Raw genomic sequence first — 20526 nt, 5'->3', positions numbered from 1 at the left:
ATATGAAAATGAAAGCTTTTTATAAAATAGCAATATTTTGTTTACTGCTTGTTGCGGCATCAGGTTGTGAAACATATAAGGATTATGAAATTGAATATAGTCCTGTCTATCCGCTCTGCGGAGAATGGCTTGTAAGATTTACAGATACAAGTGTTACTCCAAATGTTACAAGTGGTCTTATTGTAATGTCTACATTCAATACTGCTGATAACAGCACTAATCAGATGTGGATAAGGACTACTTCCACTTCTTCATCCTATACCGGAAGATTTGACGGAAAAATAAGTTGCGATGTTCCCGGAAAATCTTTTAGCGGTGGGAATGTCCAGAATACCTACTATACAACAACACCCTCACCCACATTTACAATTACAGAAGGAATCATTGTAATGGATGGATATGATACTGCAACCGGCGGGAAATCGGATAAGATAACCTTTACTATGACAGACACCAGAAAAGCTGGCAAGGTTTACAAGGTGACCGGATTCCGCCGTACCAGATGGTTAGATGATGAAGTGTAAAAGGGGGACTTCTCTATATACATTTATCAGATGAAGATTAAACACTGATAAATCTGAATAAGCCGGTGAAAATTTTCACCGGCTTTTATTCTTTTAATAAGCATCAGGTAGCCTTGAAATAGCAGTTCGTAGTGGATTTTGACCATTTGTATAATAGTTTTTCAACATTATAATAATGATTCTACATTTGATACGGGCCATGTTTCATAAACCAATATACAGTCTCAAAATTCAAAAGAGTTTTCAACTCATAGTTTTAGGTTTTAATTTAACAATGAAACATGGCTCCCTTTTTTGAATTTTGGATTAAGTTATTATCGAACAGATTATTGGATGGTTAGAATTTTTAAAATATCTTTACATAGCTACACCTGAATAAATAAATTAAAAAGCAGAAAAAGCATGTAAGGAGATATGAATAAATGTATGATGAATGAAATTTTTTAACAAACGTTTAATATGCTAAAGGCACTTCATAAGAAGCATCAGTATTTTTTCCACTTGCTGGTAGTTCTGTTATTTCTGACAGCTGTGAGAATGGTTGATTCATTCGTATGGGCTCCACCTGAAATGAATTATACAAGAAAAATACTCTTGAATTTTCTTTTTGAATTCATTTCATTATTACCATTCATTTTCATAATTATGCTTGGTTACAGATGGGCAATAGTTAGAAAGCAAAAGTTCCTTCTATGGTTTATGATATTCGTATTTACAGTTAGTATACCAACCCTGGTTCTGTATTTAGCTAAATGGATGGCAGTTAAATGTGGATTACCAGTTCAGAATCCGGTAACACTTGAGATTATTGGTAAATACACTCCCGGCATGAGTCTGGTTGTCCTATTCTTAACTGCAACATACTTCCTCACTCATCTTGTTGTGCAGGCCGGAAAACAAAGAGAAACAGCTCATAAAGCCGAGACACTGGCCAAGGACGTTCAGCTTAAAATGCTGCGCTACCAGATAAATCCCCATTTTTTGTTTAATGTACTGAACTCTATCTACACTTTAATTGATGATAATACTGAAAAGGCGAAGAAACTTGTTATTGATATGTCTGAATATTACAGGTATACCCTTAACAAACAACAAATGACAGTCACTGTTGAAAAGGAGGTCGAATCAGTTTTGAAATATCTTGAAATTCAGAAAACAAGATTCGAAGAGGAATTTGAATATGAGATCTCAGTTGAAGAAACATCCAAATCTGTTTCAATTCCATCTTTTATTATTCACCTGCTTATTGAAAATGCAGTTAAATACGGTACAAAGACAATGAAGCAAAAACTGATTATTCGCCTTTCAGTTGTTCTGGCAAACAATAAGCTTGTAATAAGTGTATCAAATACTGGTAAATTGTTAAATCCGGCTCCATCATCCGATAAGAACAATAACGGAACAAGCAATGGCATTGATAACTTAAAAAACAGGCTGGGATTATATTACGATGAAAACTATTCATTTTCTCTTATTGAAGATGAAGGTTGGGTTTGCGCTACAATAGAAATTGAAAATCCAAATAAAATATGACAACCCTGAAAGCAATCATAGTTGATGATGAAAGGCTGGCCAGGTTAAATCTTAAAAAGCTTCTTTCAAGTCATCCTGAAATAAAAATAGTCGGAGAGGCCAATTCGTGTGAATCTGCTGTAGAATTAATTAACATGCATAATCCACAATTGGTTTTTCTCGACATACAGTTAGGTGGTGAAACAGGGTTTGATTTATGTGAAGTTATTAATAATTCAATAAAGGTGATTTTTGTAACTGCTTATGACGAGTATGCCATAAGGGCTTTTGAGGTAAATGCAATTGATTACCTGTTGAAACCTGTTAATCCTGAGAGGTTGAATATTGCGATTGAGAAGGTTGTAAGAAAAGAAAAGGCACAGGAGAGTGAAACCAGGACATATGAATACTCCGACAGTATTTATGTAAAGCTGAATAACTATACATCAAAATTTATAAAAGTCAGCTCAATTTCATTCATAGAGCCTGTGGGTAATTATTCAAAAATTGTAACAATTGAAGGAAGGCATTGTCTTGTTTTAAAAACCCTGAAACAATGGCAGGAAGAATTACCTGATAATAATTTTGTAAGGATCCACCGCTCGAGTATTATTAATATGGAGCATGTCGACCGCATTGAAAAGAAATCAAATTCCCAACACAGAGCTTATCTAAAGAACATTCCCGAACCACTTGAAGTCAGTCGCAGATATGCACAAAAGCTAAAAGCATTTAGCTAGAATACCTGAGATTTTACTCATACTTACCACTTATCATTTAATAGGACCGTTAATCATATTTCTCTTTGGTTGAACTTGTTATTATTTTTTATTTGGATTGTAATTGCAAATGCAACGATCAGAATAATTACCTGTTTTTAGGCTTGTAAACAATAAGTTTTTAGAATGAGAAATTTAGCTATAGCAATTTTATGCGGTTTGTTAGTAAGTCAGAATTTGTTCTCACAAAGTTCAGAGTATAAAATTAATGATCTGATGAGCGCCTACGCCGAAAACGGCCAATTCAATGGTACAATTCTGGTTAAAAAGGGTGAAAATATTATCTACAAGAATGCGTTTGGATTAGCGAACCGGGAATGGAATATACCGAATACTCCTGATACTAAATTTCTGGCCGGTTCTATTGGAAAATCGATAACAGCTTTTATGACATTAATCCTGGTAAACGATGGATTAATAGATTTAAATGCTACCATAAATGAATATATCCCTAACTATGCCGGCCCCGGAAAAAATGAGGCAACAATACATCAGATGTTAACTCATACATCTGGTATTCCTGATCATGGAGCAATTCCTAACCTTTCAAAAAAGCTTGTCCGGTGGACTTATAATTCCGACCAATATTTAGTATTAATAAAGGATCTTGATCTGAAGTTTGAACCAGGAACAAGTTTTTTATATAGTGGAATTGCCTATAATATTCTTGCAATCATTTGCGAAAAAGTTTCAAAAAAGGATTTTGCTGACTTATTGAAAGAGAACCTCTTTATACCTCTTGGCATGAATGATTCCAAACATGATAAAAACCTTGATATTGATTTGAAAAGAGCATACGGGTATGAGTATCATTTATTGGAAGGATATATGAATCCATCCTTTATTGATATGTCACTCATAAAAGGCTCAGGAGGAATTCTAACAACTGTTGAAGATCTGGCTAAATTCAATGATGAATGTTTTAAAACTCAAAAACTATTGTCAAAGGACTTATATAAAAAGATATTTACACGCTATATTAAAGACTGGCAATATTATGGTTATGGCTGGTGGATTACCGACAAGGTTGTTGGGCACGATTCCCTTACATTAATAAGTCATGGCGGAAGTACCGATGGATATAAGGCCTACTCTACAAGGATTGTTGAAGACTCAATTGACATTATTCTTTTTCAAAATAACTACTACCGGACTGAACTTGGTGTTAAATTCGATTATGCAATTACAGATGAGATAATTAATATTCTCCATGGACAAGGGTATTCCCTGCCTAAAAAATCAATTGCAAAAGATATGGGATTCATAATTGGCCATGAAGGTATTGATGCAGCCATTAAAAAATACTATACGCTCAGAAATGATAAGCGATATTTTATTGATGAAACAGAATTCAATCAGTTGTGTAAAGAACTGAATCAAAAATACAATATGCCAAAAGAAGCATCTGCAGTTTATACTCTGGCAATTCAGGAGTATCCAGATTCATTCATTCTGAATTATTCATATGGTGAACTATTATCACAGAACAAAAATGAAAAAGCTTTAGACTATTACAGTAAGTGCATTCAATTATATGAGAAATATTCAGTAAATAAAGAGTTTAGCAAGGAATACGAAATTGCTTTAAAAAAGATAAATGATAATAAATTATGAACTCAAACAGGAAAAGAACAGTTTTTGCCGGAGTTATATATATCGTTGGGATAGTCGCAGGAGTACTAAGTATTTCACCTGCAATTGATGCTCCTGATTATCTGTTAAAAGCATCTGCAAATACAAACCAGGTACTATTTGCAGCACTATTTCAGTTTCTCTGGACTATTTCATGTATATGTTTTGCTATAATATTATATCCGATTTTAAGAAAGTACAAAGAGAGCCTGGCTCTTGGGTTTCTTAGTTTCAGGATTATTGCAGCAGTTTTAAATATAATTGGATTTGTAATTCTGCTGTTGTTATTGTCGTTAAGCCAGGGATTTGTTAAGGTAGGAACAACTGATTTATCTTATTTTCAGACCTTAGGTGATTTATTGCGGTCAGGACGTGATTTTGTGAACCATGTCGCAATGATTCTTGCCTCAAGTATTGGGGGTTTAATGTTTTATTTTTTATTGTATCAATCAAAACTCATTCCCAGATGGCTGTCACTCTGGGGTCTTTTAGGTACAATATTCACAATTTTTGCAAGTCTTCTGATAATGTTCGACATGATAGATATCCTGACTTCAATTTACTTCGGACTGAATCTTCCACTGATTTTACTTGAATTGTTATTGGCAATCTGGTTCATCGCAAAGGGTTTCCCACTTATCACATTATCTGACCGCTAATCATATTTCCCTTTGATTGAGGCTGATGCATCAGTTACTTTGATGTTATTAAAACATACAAAGTATATGAAAACAACAACAAATATCTATATCCTGATCCTTTTAACAATCACGAAAATTGGATTTTCCCAAACAGTTGTGCAGCCTGCAGAAGGCATAGCACAACAAAATTATACTATCAGCGGATACATCAGAAGCTCAGAAAGCGGGGAAGCATTGATAGGAGCTACAGTGCAGATAAAAGAGTTATATAAAGGTGCAATGGCTAACGCATATGGCTTTTACTCAATTACCTTGCCAGTTGGTATACATACTCTTCATTATTCATACCTGGGCTATAATACTAAAACTGAAGTTATTGAACTTACCGGTAATATTAATAAGAATGCTGAATTGCAACAGGCATCAGTTGAAATTGCAGAGGTAGTAATAGTAAGCGAAGCTTCAAACAGAAATATAAAGGCTCCGGAAATGAGTGTCGTAAAAATATCTCCGAAAGACGTGGTGTCTGTTCCTGTAATATTTGGGGAGCAGGACATTTTAAAAACCATTTCTCTGATGCCGGGAGTAAAATCTGCAGGTGAAGGAAATAGCGGTTTTTATGTGAGGGGTGGAAGTGCCGATCAAAACCTGATAATTCTTGATGAGGCACCCGTTTATAGCTCAGCACACTTACTCGGTTTTTTCTCAGTATTCAATTCAGACGCTGTAAAAGACATGGAGTTTTATAAAGGTAACTCTCCGGCAAATTATGGTGGCCGTCTCTCATCAGTACTCGATATTCAAATGAAGGAAGGCAATTCCAAAAAACTTGCTGCATCGGGGGGCATAGGTTTAATAGCCTCCAGGCTAACGATAGAAGCTCCGATAGTTAAGGACAAAGGTTCCTTCATTATTTCAGGAAGACGAACCTATGCAGATATCTTTCTACCATTATGGAAAGATCCTGCTGCTAAAAGCACCAAACTTTATTTTTATGATTTTAATGCAAAAGCGAACTATAAAATAAATGATAAAAACAGGATTTTCCTGTCAGGGTATTTTGGCAGGGATGTATTTAAAATATCAGATCTGGTTGGCTTTAACTGGGGGAATAAAACTGCAACATTAAGGTGGAATCATATATTCGGCAATAAACTTTTCCTGAACAGCTCGCTTATATACAGCGATTATAATTATGGTATCGGTTATAATATCGGGGAACTATTAGAAGTTACTTCAGGAATCAGAGATTTCAACTTAAAAGAAGATTTTCAATACTTTATCAATACAAAAAACACTATTAAATTCGGATTTAATACAATAGACCATACATTCCATCCGGGTGAGCTGAAATCAGAAAATGAAAATATTACCAACTCAAAAGTTATTGACAGGAAAAATGCTGTGGAAAGTGCTGTTTACATCTCTCATAAGTATGATATTTCAGACAGGTTAATAATCAATTACGGTTTAAGATATTCAATTTGCTCCGTTATTGGTCCGGGTACAGTGTATACATATAATGAAAATGATAAGATAACCAGCTCAGTTTCATACAAAAAAGGGGATATAATTAAGAATTATGGAATTCCTGAACCACGAATGACATTAAACTACATTGTTAATGAAAAACTGTCTGTTAAAATGTCTTATGCAAGGAACGCTCAATATCTGCATCTTCTTTCAAATTCAACAGTCTCTTTCCCGACCGACATCTGGATCTCAAGCAGTAAAATTGTGAAACCCCAGGTTGCCGATCAGGTTGCCCTGGGATTTTTTAAAAACTTCAAAGACAATATGTTTGAAACATCAGTTGAGGTATATTATAAAAACTTCCAAAACCAGATTGATTATCAGAACGGAGCAAATATTATTCTAAACGAACATGTTGAATCTCAGCTGGTATTCGGAAAGGGTAGAGCTTATGGTACAGAATTTTTTATCAAAAAAAGAAAAGGTGACTTAACAGGCTGGATCGGATATACACTATCAAGAACTGAACGGTCGATTGATGAAATTGATGGCGGGGAATGGTATCCTGTAAAGCACGACAGGACACATGACGTTTCAATTGTATTGATGTATAATTTCAATGATAGGCTGAATGTGTCTGCGAATTGGGTATACAACACCGGAAATGCAGTTACTTTTCCGGAAGGGAAATATGTTATTGATGGAGTAACTGTTCCTGCATATACTAACAGAAATGGCTACCGTATGCCAGACTACCATCGGCTTGACTTAGGGCTGACATTTACAAACAAAAAGCGGGAAAAATTTGAATCGAGCTGGAACTTTTCAGTTTACAATGCCTATGCCCGTAAAAACGCCTATTCAATAAGTTTCAGGGAAAATGAAAATGATCCTTCTAAAACAGAAGCAGTTCAACAATCTCTTTTTCAATTAGTCCCTTCTGTCACTTATAATTTTAATTTTTAAACAAATGAAACCGTTACTGATTTTCCTTAGCCTTCTTATACTCTCAACATCATGTGAAAGTATAATCGAAATTGATCTGGACTATATGAAACCAAAACTTGTAATTGAAGGTGTAATTAGTGATTCTGATAACCAATTCATCATAAAGTTGTCAAAGACAACTGATTATTTTACCCGTAAAACAAACCCGCCTGTCTCAGGTGCTGTTATTTTATTAACAGACAATTCAGGTGCTGTCGTAAAGCTAAATGAAACTGAACCTGGTAGTTATCTGGCAGAACATGTACATGCTAAATCACGTGTGGATTATACTCTCAGCATACTTTCGGAAGGAGATACCTATATGGCAAAAGCAACTATTCCTCAAAAAGTTAATATTGATTCATTAACCTGCAGGTATAATCCAAAAAGCATTATTTATGAGGTTGGTTATGTGGTAAGCTGTCACTTTTCCGATCCGGAGGAGAATCGCAATTTTTACAGGTTAAAAACTTACAACATTAACGATAAAACAAAAGCCAGGATTAGCAAAGAACTTTATGATGATGATGTTTATAATGGAAATAATGTTGAATTAAAATGGAGCAATAACGTATATCAACAGAATGATACTGTTGTAGTTGAGCTATACTCACTCGATGAGAATACATACGAATATTATAAGACGTTATTCCCAATTTCCGGTGGCTCAGAGATGATGTCATTTACAACGCCGGCTAATCCGAATACCAATTTAAGTGATGGTGCACTCGGTTATTTTGGCGCATATACTGTCAGCAGAGATACCATTATTATTTCAGCAGCCAGATGAAGTATTAATTAAGCAAATAGATTAGTACAAATATTTTACACTTATCTGTAAAAATATTTGACGTATAACAATCTTGCCAATAATCTATATGACAGTAAATCAGATATATGCAAATTTGGTATACGGGTTGCAATTGTTGTCATCAAATGATTTTCGCGATGACACACTTAAAAGCAGTAATAGTAGACGAAGAAAGACTGGCCAGGGTAAATCTGAGAAGATTACTGGGAGAATATCCTGAAATTGAAATTGCAGGAGAAGCCGATTCCTGTGAAAGTGCAATTAAGCTGATCAACCAAAACAACCCTCAGGTGGTTTTTCTGGATATTCAGTTAAGGGGAGAAACAGGATTCGATTTGCTTGAATACCTGGACAAACCAATAAGCATAATCTTTGTAACAGCATATGAGAAGAATGCAATAAATCATATTGAGGCAGAAAGCATTGACTACCTTTCAAAACCTGTAAATCCAGAAAGGTTAAAAGAAGCTGTAGAGATGGTAATGAAACTTAACATTCAAACTGAAATGCGAAACGAAGAGTTGTGTATAACAAATTATCTTTGAATATGGTACGTATAAAACTATCTTAAAATCAACAAAGGTATGATCTGGTATAACATTAGAATTGGGTTAAGGTACCTGGTGAGACAGAAAAATATTTCGTTGATGAATCTTCTCGGACTCTCAATAGGAATGACTGTAACTATACTCATTTTCTATTTTGTGAATTTTGAAATGAATTATGATAATTTTCACAGGAATAGTAGCCAGATATACAGGATCATATCGGTTAATAAAGGTACAGGAGGAACCGATTTCAGAGCGACCACTCCATTGCCTTTACCTGAAGCGGTAAGAGCAGATATCAAAGATATTGAGATGGTTACCGGATTATCTCTCTTCCTGAGTGATGATGAACCGGTTATGATTGCCGGCAAAACTTTTTTCAATCTGACCGGATACACTGCCGACTCATGTTTTTTAAAAATGTTTAACTTCCCGCTGTTAACTGGCAATCCAAAAACAATTTTTGAGAATACCGGATCAGTTGTTCTTGCAGACAAAACTGCGAAGAAATTATTTGGAGATGAAAATCCACTGGGAAAAGAGCTGATAATAGGTGATTTCAGTTTCAGAGTGGAGGGGATTCTGAAAGATCTGCCAGAGAATTCGATATTTAAGTTCGACCTGCTTGTCTCTCACCTTGTTCTGAAAAAAATGTATCCCGATCTGCAAAATATGTGGTGGGGAGGGGGAGCTGTAACTTTTGTAAAGACTTTCACAGATCAGAATGTTTCTTCTTTAAAAGCAGATCTTGATTTAATTCCTGAGAAATATTTTCCTGATTATCTTAAAGGAAGAGAAAGCTATGACATTCAGTCTCTCGCAAGTATCCATACAGACAATAGGGTGTCTGGTGATATTTTGCCCCCGGTTTCACAAGAGTATCTTTACATACTTCTGGCCATTGCCATTGCAGTTCTGTTTATTGCCTGTGCCAGCTTTGTTAACCTCTCAACCAGCCAATCGGGGAAACGGGCCAGAGAAACCGGACTGCGAAAGCTAGCAGGCGGCGGAAGATTTCAGATTTCAAGCCTGTTTCTCGGAGAATCTGTTACACTTTCCTTAATAGCAGTCGTAATCGCAGTATATCTGTCTGATATGTTTTTACCGTGGTTTAACGAATTATCTCAAAGGAATATAAGTATCAATTTTGCAAACGGAAAAATTATTTTAGCTCTTCTGGCCTTCGGAATCCTGACCGGTTTCTTGTCGGGTATCTGGCCTGCACTCATTTTTTCCAGGTATCAGCCGGTTCAGATCCTTCGTGCAAAGATTGCTTCCCGGGGTAATAAACCCGGGATTCGTAAAGGATTTATAATCACCCAGTTTCTGATAACTATAGTAATGATTATTACACAATTATTTATCTCCAGACAGATTTCATTTATGAAGAATCATGATCTTGGATTCAATGAAGAGGACCTTCTTTCTGTTCAGCTTAGGGTAAAAGATGAAAGCAATCGTTTGGAATTTGCAAAGCTATTTGCCTCAGTTATGGAGAGAGAGGCACAGGCATACGAAATGAAAGGAGTCTCTATAACAGAGAATATTCCGGGGAACAATTTTCCTAACAGATTTGCAGTAATTCCTGAGGGATCTTCAGCCGAAGACTCCAGAGAAATGGTCGTAACATCAATAGATGAAAACTTTTCAGATGTATTTCAGATTCCCATTGTCAGCGGAAGGGCCCTGACAGATACAATAGCATCTGACAGATTCAGTAATGTGATTATTAACGAAACAGCAGCCAGGAAACTGGGGTGGGACAATCCTGTCGGGAAAAAGCTCCGTTTTAAGCATGAAGAGGAATCATTAACAGTTATTGGTGTTATAAAAGATATGAATATCCGGTCGATGCAGACTCAGATTGAACCTGTTATTTACCGTTTTACAGGTTCCAACTGGCTGGCAGGCTATGTGACCCTCAGAATTGATAAGAAGCATTATCAGCGGACTATCAAATTCATCAGTGAAACCTGGGAGGAGTTGGCTCCGGGGGTACCATTTCAATATTTTTTTATAAAAGATAAATACAATGCCAGATACCAGGATGAAGAGAGGCTGGCCAATATAGTAGGTACCTTTACAATCCTGGCTGTTTTCCTCTCATGTCTGGGCTTATTTGCTCTGATTAACTGGTTGTCAATTCAACGTACCAAAGAGATTGGAATACGTAAAATTAATGGTGCCGGAATCGTAGAAGTGATGTATCTGCTAAGCAGTGAATTTATTAAGCTTGTGGCAATAGCTTTTGTTATCTCCTGCCCTGTAGGCTGGTACATAGTGCATAAATGGTTACAGAACTTTGCATATAAAACTGAACTCAGCTGGTGGATATTTGGCTTATCAGGGATCATCGCACTGGGAATAGCAATACTAACAGTAAGCCTTCAAACCTGGAGGGCCGCAACAAAAAATCCGGTTGAAGCCTTAAGATACGAATAAAACATATTTACCTTATTAGATTACAGTCAATAACATTAGTGTAAATACTAAACTTCCAACACGTAAAATAAATTTACACATAACTGTAAAATATATTAACTTATACAAATTTCAAAAATTACATAAATGACTCTATATCAGACATATAAATTACTGGCATGTTTTTGGAATCATAGAGTTTTAAATAATTAATTAATCATGATCTTTAAAAATTTACAATACACTATAAGGAATTTCAAGAATCAGAAACTCTTCACTTTTGTTAACGTTGCCGGTCTGACAATCGGAATAATTGCAGCCAGCCTCATATTGATTTATATAAGCTATGAACTTAGTTTCGACCGGTTTCATAAAAATTCTGATCAGATATTCAGAGTCTATGGCACATTTAATTTTGGAGGAAAAAATGAGGCCTGGGTCCAGACTCCAAATCCGCTTGGGCCATTTCTTCAGAATAAATTTCCTGAGATAGAAAAGACGGTAAGGATAACCCGTTTATCAAAAGGACTTGTTTCGTCGGGCGATATATCATTTTTTGAAGACAGAATAGTTTTAGCCGATTCTACAGTATTTGACATTTTCACCTTCCCCTTGCTTATTGGAAATCCCAAATCAGTACTCTCACAGCCAAATAGTGTCGTATTAACAGAGTCAGCAGCTGAAAAGTATTTCGGGGAATCAGATCCGGTAGGAAAAACAATTCGTTATAACCGTACCATCGACTTTACCGTGACAGGTATTATGAAAGATATACCGGGTAATACTCATCTTCAATTCGACATGATGGTCTCGATGCCAACAGCAACCACACTCTTCAGAAAAGATTTTCTGGAAGACCGTATGAGTACTGTAACAAATCTTTACCTTATGGCAAATCAGACAGTCAATGCCGACAGTTTGGAAAAATATGTCAGCCAGTCAACTAAGGAATACGATGATGGTGCCGATTTCGGGGATAATAAAAAGTATCATGTTCAAGAGCTGACATCTATACATCTTCACTCAAATATGGGAGGAGAATTTGCTGCCAACAGCGATATTAAAAGTATTTACATATTAAGCACCATTGCCTTTCTTATACTCTCAATTGCCTGTATAAATTATATAAATCTGTCATTCTCAATGAATAACCGGCGGACTAAAGAACTTGGTATTCGTAAGATAATGGGAGCAAGAAGGGCACAATTAATTTTCTTATATATTTCAGACGCATCGGTTCTCGTTGGTATTTCAATTATAACTGCTGCTTTAACAATAAGCGACTATCTGCCATGGTTCTCACGGCTTGTAGGTTCTGATCTTTCAAAGAATTATTCAGTCAAAAGCCTGCTGCCGGCATATATTTTACTATTCCTACTGATTACCTTTATAACTGGTCTGGCTTCGGGCTGGATATCATCACGGATTAGTCCGATGGACACTTTTAAAAAGCCATTTACAAAGACAAAAAATCGTATCGGGATACAGGGCCTGCTTGTTCTTTTCCAGTTTGGGATATCAATTGTTCTTATTGCTTCTTCTCTTGTTGTTTACAGGCAGATGAAATTCATTCAGAATCTGAATCTTGGTTTTTCAAAAGAACAGCTGATGATCATCCCTATAAACGACAACACTATGCGCAGCAGGATCATTTCATTCAAAAATGAACTCATACGGAACCCAAATATACTTTCAGCGGGAGTGACCTCCGATCTGCCGGGAGAAATGAAATGGGTCGCTTCAATCGATTATGAGGGTAATGTAAAAGGTGCAGTGCCTATGGGATATCTTGCAATTGATAAGGATTTCTTCAGCACCTTTGGAGTTCATCTTAAAGAAGGATATCTGCCTGGCGATACAGCATGCCCTTACACAGGTACACATTATCTTTTAAATGAGTCTGCTGTAACGAAACTGGGATGGGAAGACCCTATCGGAAAAAAGTTTTCATCATATAACGGGAAAGATGGATTCGTAACAGGTATTATAAGAGATTTCAACTTTAAATCATTAAGGGAAAAAGTTGAACCGCTCTTTCTCTTTGAGCGTGAAAGCGATCCAAAATTCATAGCTGTTAAATTGAACACAAACCAAATTTCCTCATCAGTGGATTTTACGAAGAATCTCTGGAACAAAATGGTTCCGGATAGCCCTTTTGAATACTTTTTCTACGATGATTACTATAATCAGCTTTATAAAAAGGAGAGCCTGTTCGGTAAGGTCATTTTTATTTTCTCAGCAATAGCAATTCTAATTGCCTGCATGGGACTTTTCGGGCTGGCAGCTTTCTTCTCTGAACTAAGGACAAAAGAGATTGGAGTAAGGAAAGTTAACGGTGCCACTATTCCAGAAATAATGGCAATGTTAAACATGACTTTCTTAAAATGGGTTTTCATTGCTTTTTTAATAGCAATTCCTTTTGCATGGTTCGCAATGAACAGATGGTTACAGACTTTTGCATACAAAACAGATCTGAGCTGGTGGATTTTTGCCATATCCGGAATTATCGTTCTGTCAATAACTTTAATAACTGTGAGCTGGCAGAGCTGGAGAGCTGCAACAAAGAATCCTGTGGATGCTTTGCGCTATGAATAAAATACTAAATGGCTATAGGATAATTACCCGCAATTGTTTTCCCCCCCCCCAGGGAATAGTTTAAGCATTCTGATATATATAAAAGAATATCAAATGAAAATATTTAAGCAACAGGTAAGGATGCTATTGAGACAAAAGTTTTCAACTTCTGTCAATATTATTGGCATGACTTTAGGCTTTTCCTGCTGCATAATTATTGGACTATTTATAAATACAGAAATCAGTTATGATGACTTTCATGATAAGAAGGATCGAATCTACCGGCTGCTGTCTTATAATGATGAAAACGGGCAATACAGTGCAAATGTCACTTACCGACTGGGCCCGGATTGCGCAGAGTTCATTAACGGAGTAGAGAAAACTGCAAGACTATATAATTTATGGAGTCCAAATGTCATCTCTTTCGATAAAACAGCCGTCAAAGCTAACAACCTGTTTTATACAGATCCGTCCATTTTAGATATTTTCAGTTTTGATTTTATTGCAGGAGATAAAAGCAATGCCTTAAGGGCACCAGGATCAGTAATATTAACCAAGACGGTTTCTGAAAAATATTTCAAAGAGGAAAATCTATTGGGGAAAGTAATTGTTCTTGATAATATGACCAACCTTACAATTACCGGAGTTGTTAGAGACTTTCCTGTTAATTCACATTTCCATTTTGAGTATCTTGTTTATGACCCTGCCCGGCTTGAAAGCTGGGGTGACTGGATCAAGCAAGCCTGGGATTTGAACAGTTTTAATACATATGTGCTACTTTCTAAAGAACTTCCGTTGAATCAGTTTACAAATGAATTTAAAAGTTACGCTCAAAAATATGTCGATGAAAAGAACAGAAAAAATATTTTAAATACAAAACTTCAGAGTCTTTCAGAAATCCATTTGTATTCAAAATCTATCAGCGATAATCCTGAACCAACAGGCGATATAAGTACCGTTGTGATTTTCTTAAGCATTGCAGTTTGCATACTGGTCATAGCCTGCATAAACTATATCAGTCTGAGTATTTCAATTGTCAGAAAAAGGGTAAGAGATGTCGGTGTACGTAAAATATTTGGAGCACGATCGTCCAGTATCAAAGCTTTGTATATAGCTGAATCTATCATCATATGTATGATTTCATTGGTTTTTGCTATATTTTTCGTAGGATTATTACAACCTGTATTGGATCAATTTATCAAATTGCAATTCGATATTAAGGATCTTTCAGGTATTCATTTCCTGCTTATCTCAAGTACCACAGCCTTATCAATATCTGTCTTATCAGGATTATATATTTCTAATAATGTCTTAAAATACAGTGCTTTAAGCCTGATAAGAGGACATGAATTGTCGAAGTTTGCCGGAATTTCCAAATCATATATCTATTTATCCGTTCAGTTTACCATTTCGATAATTTTAATTATAGGCTCGGGATTTATTTTCAAACAGATGAGGTTCATTCAACAATCTGATCTGGGTTATAACGCCGATCGTATTATAACCATACCTGTTGATAAAACATTTGAAACGGCCAGATCTCTGAGGGATAGGTTATTAAGAAATCCTCAGATTGCAGATATTACATTTGCATCCTCTTTCCCCCCAAATAAATACCATTTTTCATCAGCCGGTTCACCTGATGACCCGGAAATCGGTAGCATTCAGACGAAATACTTTTTCGTTGATTTCAATTTTATTGATTTTATGAAAATAAAAATCATCGAAGGTCGTAATTTCTCAGTCGATTTTAGTACAGATGAAGATCAGGGGGCAATTATAAACAGGGCATTTGCCGAAAAGATGGGTTGGAAGTCATCAGTAGGGAAGCACATCAAAAATGGATGGAACCAGAAAGACCAGATTGTGATTGGAGTGGTTGAAAATTTTTATTTTAAATCATTCCACGAGAAAATTGAACCAGTTGTATTAAATATAAGTTTGAAGCAGGATTTGTATAAGATGGGAGTTAAACTGAGCAGTAATGATTTTGAATCAAGCCTTAGCTTTATCAAGTCTGAATGGGAAAGTACTAATCCGGGAAATCCTTTTGAATACCAGTTTTTAGATCAGGCAGTACAACTAAATTATGCAAATGACAGAAGGCAGGCACATATAATTTTGCTCTTTTCTTTTCTTGCTATGATAATAACTTGTCTTGGATTAATAGCAACTTCAGTATTTCTCACAAAACTTCGTACCAAAGAGATTGGTATCCGCAAGATAAACGGGGCTCATGTATCAGAAGTGATTTTAATGCTTACCAAAGACTTCTTTGTATGGGTAGCAATTGCTTTTATAATTGCCATTCCTGTTTCTTATTATTCAATCAATAAATGGCTTGAGAATTTTGCTTACAAGACAGATTTGAGCTGGTGGATTTTTGTTTTATCAGGTATTATTGCAATTGGGATTGCTATGCTGACAGTTTGCTTGCAGAGCTGGAGGGGTGCCACCAGGAATCCCGTAGATGCTCTCAGGTATGAATAGATGTTAGAACTTATTAATGTTGAACACATTGTTATAAGATAATTAAATCTCTGGCGAATGAATTGGAAATACCTAATTATCGTATGGCGTAATATTAAAAGGAACAGACTTTCATCTTTTATTAATATCGCTGGTCTTGCAACAGGGATTGCCACTTTTATGCTAACTGGTATATATGTCTTTAACGAACTTAGTTATGATAGATTTCATAATAATCGTGAGAGCATTTATGAAATCAATATAGGCGATGAATTTAATATCTGTGCTCCGATTGCAGCATGGCTGCAAAACAAATATCCCGAAATTGAAAACATAGTCAGATTGGATAAAGAGTTTGGTGGAGGGGCAGCCACTATCCTGAAATATTCAGAAGAAAATCAACAAAAAAGCATAGATGTTACAGATATAATTTATGCTGACAGTACATTTTTTGACATGTTTAGCTTCAATTTATTACTGGGAGATAAAAAGAAGGCGCTGGCAGATCCAAACAGTATTGTGCTTACAAAGAGCGTTTCTGAAAAGATTTTTGGAACAGAAAACCCGATGGGAAAAACTATAAAATTCTTTAGTAAGACCAGAGCTATAAAACTTGATCTGATAATCACAGCCTTAATAGAAGACCCACCGGCTAATTCTTCTATTAAATGTAATGGAATAATTTCATTTGCCACAAGATATTCTAGTTCCCCAAAACTGGAAGAAGATTGGGGGAACTGGGGATATCCAACATACATCAAGTTAAATAAAAATACAAAAATCAATGATTTCAAATTAAAGGTAATTCCTTCATGGCTTGAAATTGCAAAGGATAAACTACTTATTACAGAAGCCTTTGACGTTGCTGAGATAGGAAATTACCTGAAATTTATTCCATTAAGAGATGTCCCTTTTTTCGGGAACAGCAAACGCCAGTTCATCTTCTTGATACTTGTGATTGGTGTTATTGTTATAACCATAGCAATTGTAAATTTTATTAATCTTTCCATAGCTAAGTCATCATCCAGATCAATAGAAATTGGCATAAAGAAGGTTTACGGATCAGGAAGGAAAGATTTAGTATTTCAATTGCTTTTCGAGTCAGTTGCATTATCCTTTCTTTCGACCTTTCTGGCTCTTTTTATTGTTGGAATGGTAAGCCCTGTGTTTGAAAAAATATCTGGATGGAAAGTATCATTCGGACAGGAAGACTATTTTTATATCAGTGCAATACTACTATCCGGATCTTTGATAATTGGATTGACAGCAGGATTATACCCTGCTATAATGCTTTCATCCTTCAACCCGTTAAGAACATTAAAAAAAGAAACCACATCAGGAAACAAAGGAAAATTTTTTAAAAGGTTCTTAATGGTATTTCAGTTTGTCATTTCGATTGCTCTTATAATATGTACAATTATTATTACAAAGCAGGTAAGATATTTAAGAACTAAAGATGTCGGATTCGACAAGGAAAATATTATTTATACCAGTGCCCGATCAAAAGTTTATAAGAATTATGACGCGTTTAAACAAAAGCTATTACAAAATCCAAATATTTTTAAAATAGCTTCCTCGAACACATCGCTGGCTCAAAATTTTCCAATGACAAATAGTTGTGTAATTAATGATAAGGAACGGAGCTTCTATACAATGACCGTTGACCAGGATTTTGTGCAAACTTTAGGATTGAAGATAATTGAAGGGAGAGATTTTTCATGGGATATCAGAACTGATGAATATGGGGCAATGATAATAAACGAAACGGCTGTAAAAGAATTTGAATTAACTCAGCCAATCGGAACTGAATTGGAAATGTTTGGACACAAAGTTGTTATCATCGGGGTAATGAAAGATTTTCATGCATCGTCATTTCATCAGAAGATACCTCCATCTGCATTATGGGTTGCACCATGGAATGGAGCCATTAATCTCAGGATAGACGCAATAAATAAGGATAAGAGTATTGAGTATATAAAAAAGACCTGGGATGAATTCTCTCCTGACATTCCCTTTGAATATCATTTTCTTGATGACGAATATGACTCATTATATAATTCAGAAAAAAAATTCAATTTATTAATCGCATATTTCTCAATTCTGGCAATTTTTATTGCCTGTCTTGGATTGTTCGGATTGGTCTCATTCTCAATAGAACAGCGGATCAAAGAAATCGGAATAAGAAAAGTTAATGGAGCCAGAGCACTTGAGATCGTAGTATTATTAAATAAAAGTGTTATTATCCCGGTATTAGTTGCTTTTATAATTGCCTGTCCGGTTGCTTTATATGCAATGAAAGAATGGCTGCAAAACTTTTCATACAGAACTGAGATAAATATCTGGATTTTCCTGCTGGCAGGCTTAATAGCATTAGTTATAGTTATTTGCACAGTAAGCTTGCAGAGTTGGAAGGCAGCAACAAGAAACCCGGTGGAAGCCTTAAGAAACGAGTAAAGCAACAATACTATTTCAGTTTTTCATCCGATTGAATGATAAAGCTTAAAAATCCTGGTCTTTTAATCCGGAATTACCACTTATCCTTTTTTAAAACCGCTTATCATATTTCCTTTTGAATGAGCTAGTTGTAATAGTTTCTTTGTAGTAATATTTATTACTTATTACTAATAAAATAAAACTATTATGAAAACAGAATCAATAAAAAAGATAGGATTTGGAGTCTCAGTTATTGCATTCCCGGTGATGCTGCTTGTTGGCTTTTTAATGCACCCTAATATCTTAAAACTTGAGGCGCTTCAGACTGTGGAACAACTGGTTGGCAGGTTTCATAATCATCCGGTATTCCATATAGGGCACTTAATTGTAATGTTTGCCGTACCGGTAATAATGATATCTCTTATCAGTATAATGAATGTATTGCAGGGAGAAGGCAAACGATTAGGTTTTTGGGGAGGTATAATAGGTTTATTCGGAGCTTTCATTCTGGCCGTTGATAAAGGAGCTTTATGTCTGGTGCTGTCAGCCTTCGACACTTTACCTGAGGATCAGTTTCAGGAGTTTGTCCCTTTTCTTCGTGTTATTGTAAACAAGGAAGGACTTCTCTGGGTGGTATGGTTACTGCCATTATTACCTGTAGGTGCTGCAATACAGGCACTTGGTCTGTATAAAGAAAGGTTTATCAGCAGATGGCAGACAGTTTGCCTGGTTACCGGGCTCCTGTTACTCAATAATCCTGATATAGAATTAGTAAGTGCAACTGGTGCATTATTAATGTGTGCCGGTTACATTCCATGGGGTGTAAGAATCCTTCAGGGCAGAATGAAATGCTCATCTACGGCTTGCCCTATATACGATACAAAAAGCGACAAAAACTTCAAATGTAAATTATCATGTGGATAATAATTGGAATCCTTTCCATCCGGGCTTTTATTTTCAGAAAGGATAAAAACTGTATAAGTAAGACAGTTATCAGCGAATTCGAAACAATCAGGCTCAATATTATCAGATGGATTAAACTTAATTAAATCAAAAACTCTTTAAAATGAAAAAAATTACTTTGGCCTCGTTGATATTAGCAATGTGTACTTCACTTGCTTACAGTCAAAAAACAGAACAGGACTCAACCTCCCGAAAGTTTTTTATTGGAAGTACATTTTGGTTGCTGGGAAATTTTATCCCTGACGATCCCAATCCACCTGAATTAATTCAGTTGCACTTTGGTTATCACATAACTCCGAAAGATGTTGTTTCTGTAGAATTTAAAACATGGAGATACGGCTGGCCATTAGGGATACCCTATGGGGAGTCGTTTCAGGCTCCGGGAGAAAATTATCCCGGATATGTAAAGGCTTATGGCATTGGGTTAGTTTATCAAAGATTTTGGTGGAAAGGAGCTTATACATCCATTGATGCAGGCAATATGTTACAAAAGTATATGGATGAAGATAAGAGACACATTCAAAATGGTTATCAGTTGTTTATGACCTATCGTTTGGGTTACCAGTTCCAATTCTTCAAAGACCGGTTTTTTATTGAGCCTTCAGTGGCTATGACACACTGGCCCGTTAACACAAATGTTCCGGAGTCATTTGAGATAGTAGAAGATAAATGGCCAAGGTACCTGTTGTTTGAGCCGGGTCTACACTTTGGATTTAAATTTTAAAAATCTCATACCATAGCTCGACAAAATACAATTTT

At 35.8% G+C, this 20526-nt stretch carries 14 protein-coding genes; all 14 read left to right on the top strand.

The window, feature by feature from the left end; translation table 11 throughout:
• The first annotated feature begins 8 nt into the window (after positions 1 to 8).
• The 14 genes from IPJ16_16145 to IPJ16_16080 all read left to right on the top strand — a co-directional run bounded on the left by IPJ16_16145 (position 9) and on the right by IPJ16_16080 (position 20491).
• Positions 9 to 524: a hypothetical protein gene (locus IPJ16_16145; protein ID MBK7628702.1), complete on the top strand. Its 516-nt coding sequence runs from the start codon at positions 9 to 11 to the stop codon at positions 522 to 524.
• 459 nt (positions 525 to 983) lie between these two features.
• Positions 984 to 2057 carry a histidine kinase gene (locus IPJ16_16140; protein MBK7628701.1) on the top strand — a complete coding sequence of 358 codons (1074 nt, stop codon included), beginning with the start codon at positions 984 to 986 and terminating at the stop codon, positions 2055 to 2057.
• Positions 2054 to 2776 (top strand): response regulator transcription factor, encoded by a 723-nt coding sequence (locus IPJ16_16135; protein MBK7628700.1) that lies wholly within the window; start codon positions 2054 to 2056, stop codon positions 2774 to 2776. The genes IPJ16_16140 and IPJ16_16135 overlap by 4 nt, the downstream gene beginning before the upstream one ends.
• Positions 2777 to 2941: 165 nt before the next feature.
• Complete coding sequence (locus IPJ16_16130; GenBank protein ID MBK7628699.1) at positions 2942 to 4429, top strand: beta-lactamase family protein; 1488 nt, start codon at positions 2942 to 2944, stop codon at positions 4427 to 4429.
• Positions 4426 to 5106, top strand: coding sequence for a DUF4386 domain-containing protein (locus IPJ16_16125; GenBank protein MBK7628698.1), 681 nt, complete (start codon positions 4426 to 4428; stop codon positions 5104 to 5106). The genes IPJ16_16130 and IPJ16_16125 overlap by 4 nt, the downstream gene beginning before the upstream one ends.
• 66 nt (positions 5107 to 5172) lie before the next feature.
• Positions 5173 to 7527: a TonB-dependent receptor gene (locus tag IPJ16_16120; protein ID MBK7628697.1), complete on the top strand. Its 2355-nt coding sequence runs from the start codon at positions 5173 to 5175 to the stop codon at positions 7525 to 7527.
• A 4-nt stretch (positions 7528 to 7531) separates the two neighbouring features.
• Positions 7532 to 8338, top strand: a complete 807-nt coding sequence (locus tag IPJ16_16115; protein MBK7628696.1) for a DUF4249 domain-containing protein — start codon at positions 7532 to 7534, stop codon at positions 8336 to 8338.
• A 158-nt stretch (positions 8339 to 8496) separates the two neighbouring features.
• Positions 8497 to 8904, top strand: coding sequence for a response regulator (locus IPJ16_16110; protein ID MBK7628695.1), 408 nt, complete (start codon positions 8497 to 8499; stop codon positions 8902 to 8904).
• A gap of 39 nt (positions 8905 to 8943) precedes the next feature.
• Positions 8944 to 11349 (top strand): ABC transporter permease, encoded by a 2406-nt coding sequence (locus IPJ16_16105; GenBank protein ID MBK7628694.1) that lies wholly within the window; start codon positions 8944 to 8946, stop codon positions 11347 to 11349.
• A 198-nt stretch (positions 11350 to 11547) separates the two neighbouring features.
• The gene (locus IPJ16_16100; GenBank protein ID MBK7628693.1) at positions 11548 to 13923 is read left to right on the top strand and encodes an ABC transporter permease; all 2376 of its coding nucleotides are present in this window, start codon (positions 11548 to 11550) and stop codon (positions 13921 to 13923) included.
• Between the two features lie 93 nt (positions 13924 to 14016).
• Positions 14017 to 16392: an ABC transporter permease gene (locus tag IPJ16_16095; GenBank protein MBK7628692.1), complete on the top strand. Its 2376-nt coding sequence runs from the start codon at positions 14017 to 14019 to the stop codon at positions 16390 to 16392.
• Between the two features lie 57 nt (positions 16393 to 16449).
• Positions 16450 to 18825 carry an ABC transporter permease gene (locus tag IPJ16_16090; GenBank protein MBK7628691.1) on the top strand — a complete coding sequence of 792 codons (2376 nt, stop codon included), beginning with the start codon at positions 16450 to 16452 and terminating at the stop codon, positions 18823 to 18825.
• Positions 18826 to 19011: 186 nt separating this feature from the next.
• Positions 19012 to 19728, top strand: coding sequence for a hypothetical protein (locus tag IPJ16_16085; GenBank protein ID MBK7628690.1), 717 nt, complete (start codon positions 19012 to 19014; stop codon positions 19726 to 19728).
• Positions 19729 to 19870: 142 nt separating this feature from the next.
• A complete protein-coding gene (locus IPJ16_16080; protein MBK7628689.1) occupies positions 19871 to 20491 on the top strand; it encodes a hypothetical protein in 621 nt (206 codons plus the stop codon).
• Positions 20492 to 20526: the final 35 nt, after the last annotated feature.

The organism is Bacteroidales bacterium (genome assembly GCA_016709865.1).
Classification (GTDB): domain Bacteria; phylum Bacteroidota; class Bacteroidia; order Bacteroidales; family VadinHA17; genus LD21.
Note: the sequence above shows the minus strand (reverse complement) of the source record. Positions and strands in the feature narration are given on the sequence as shown.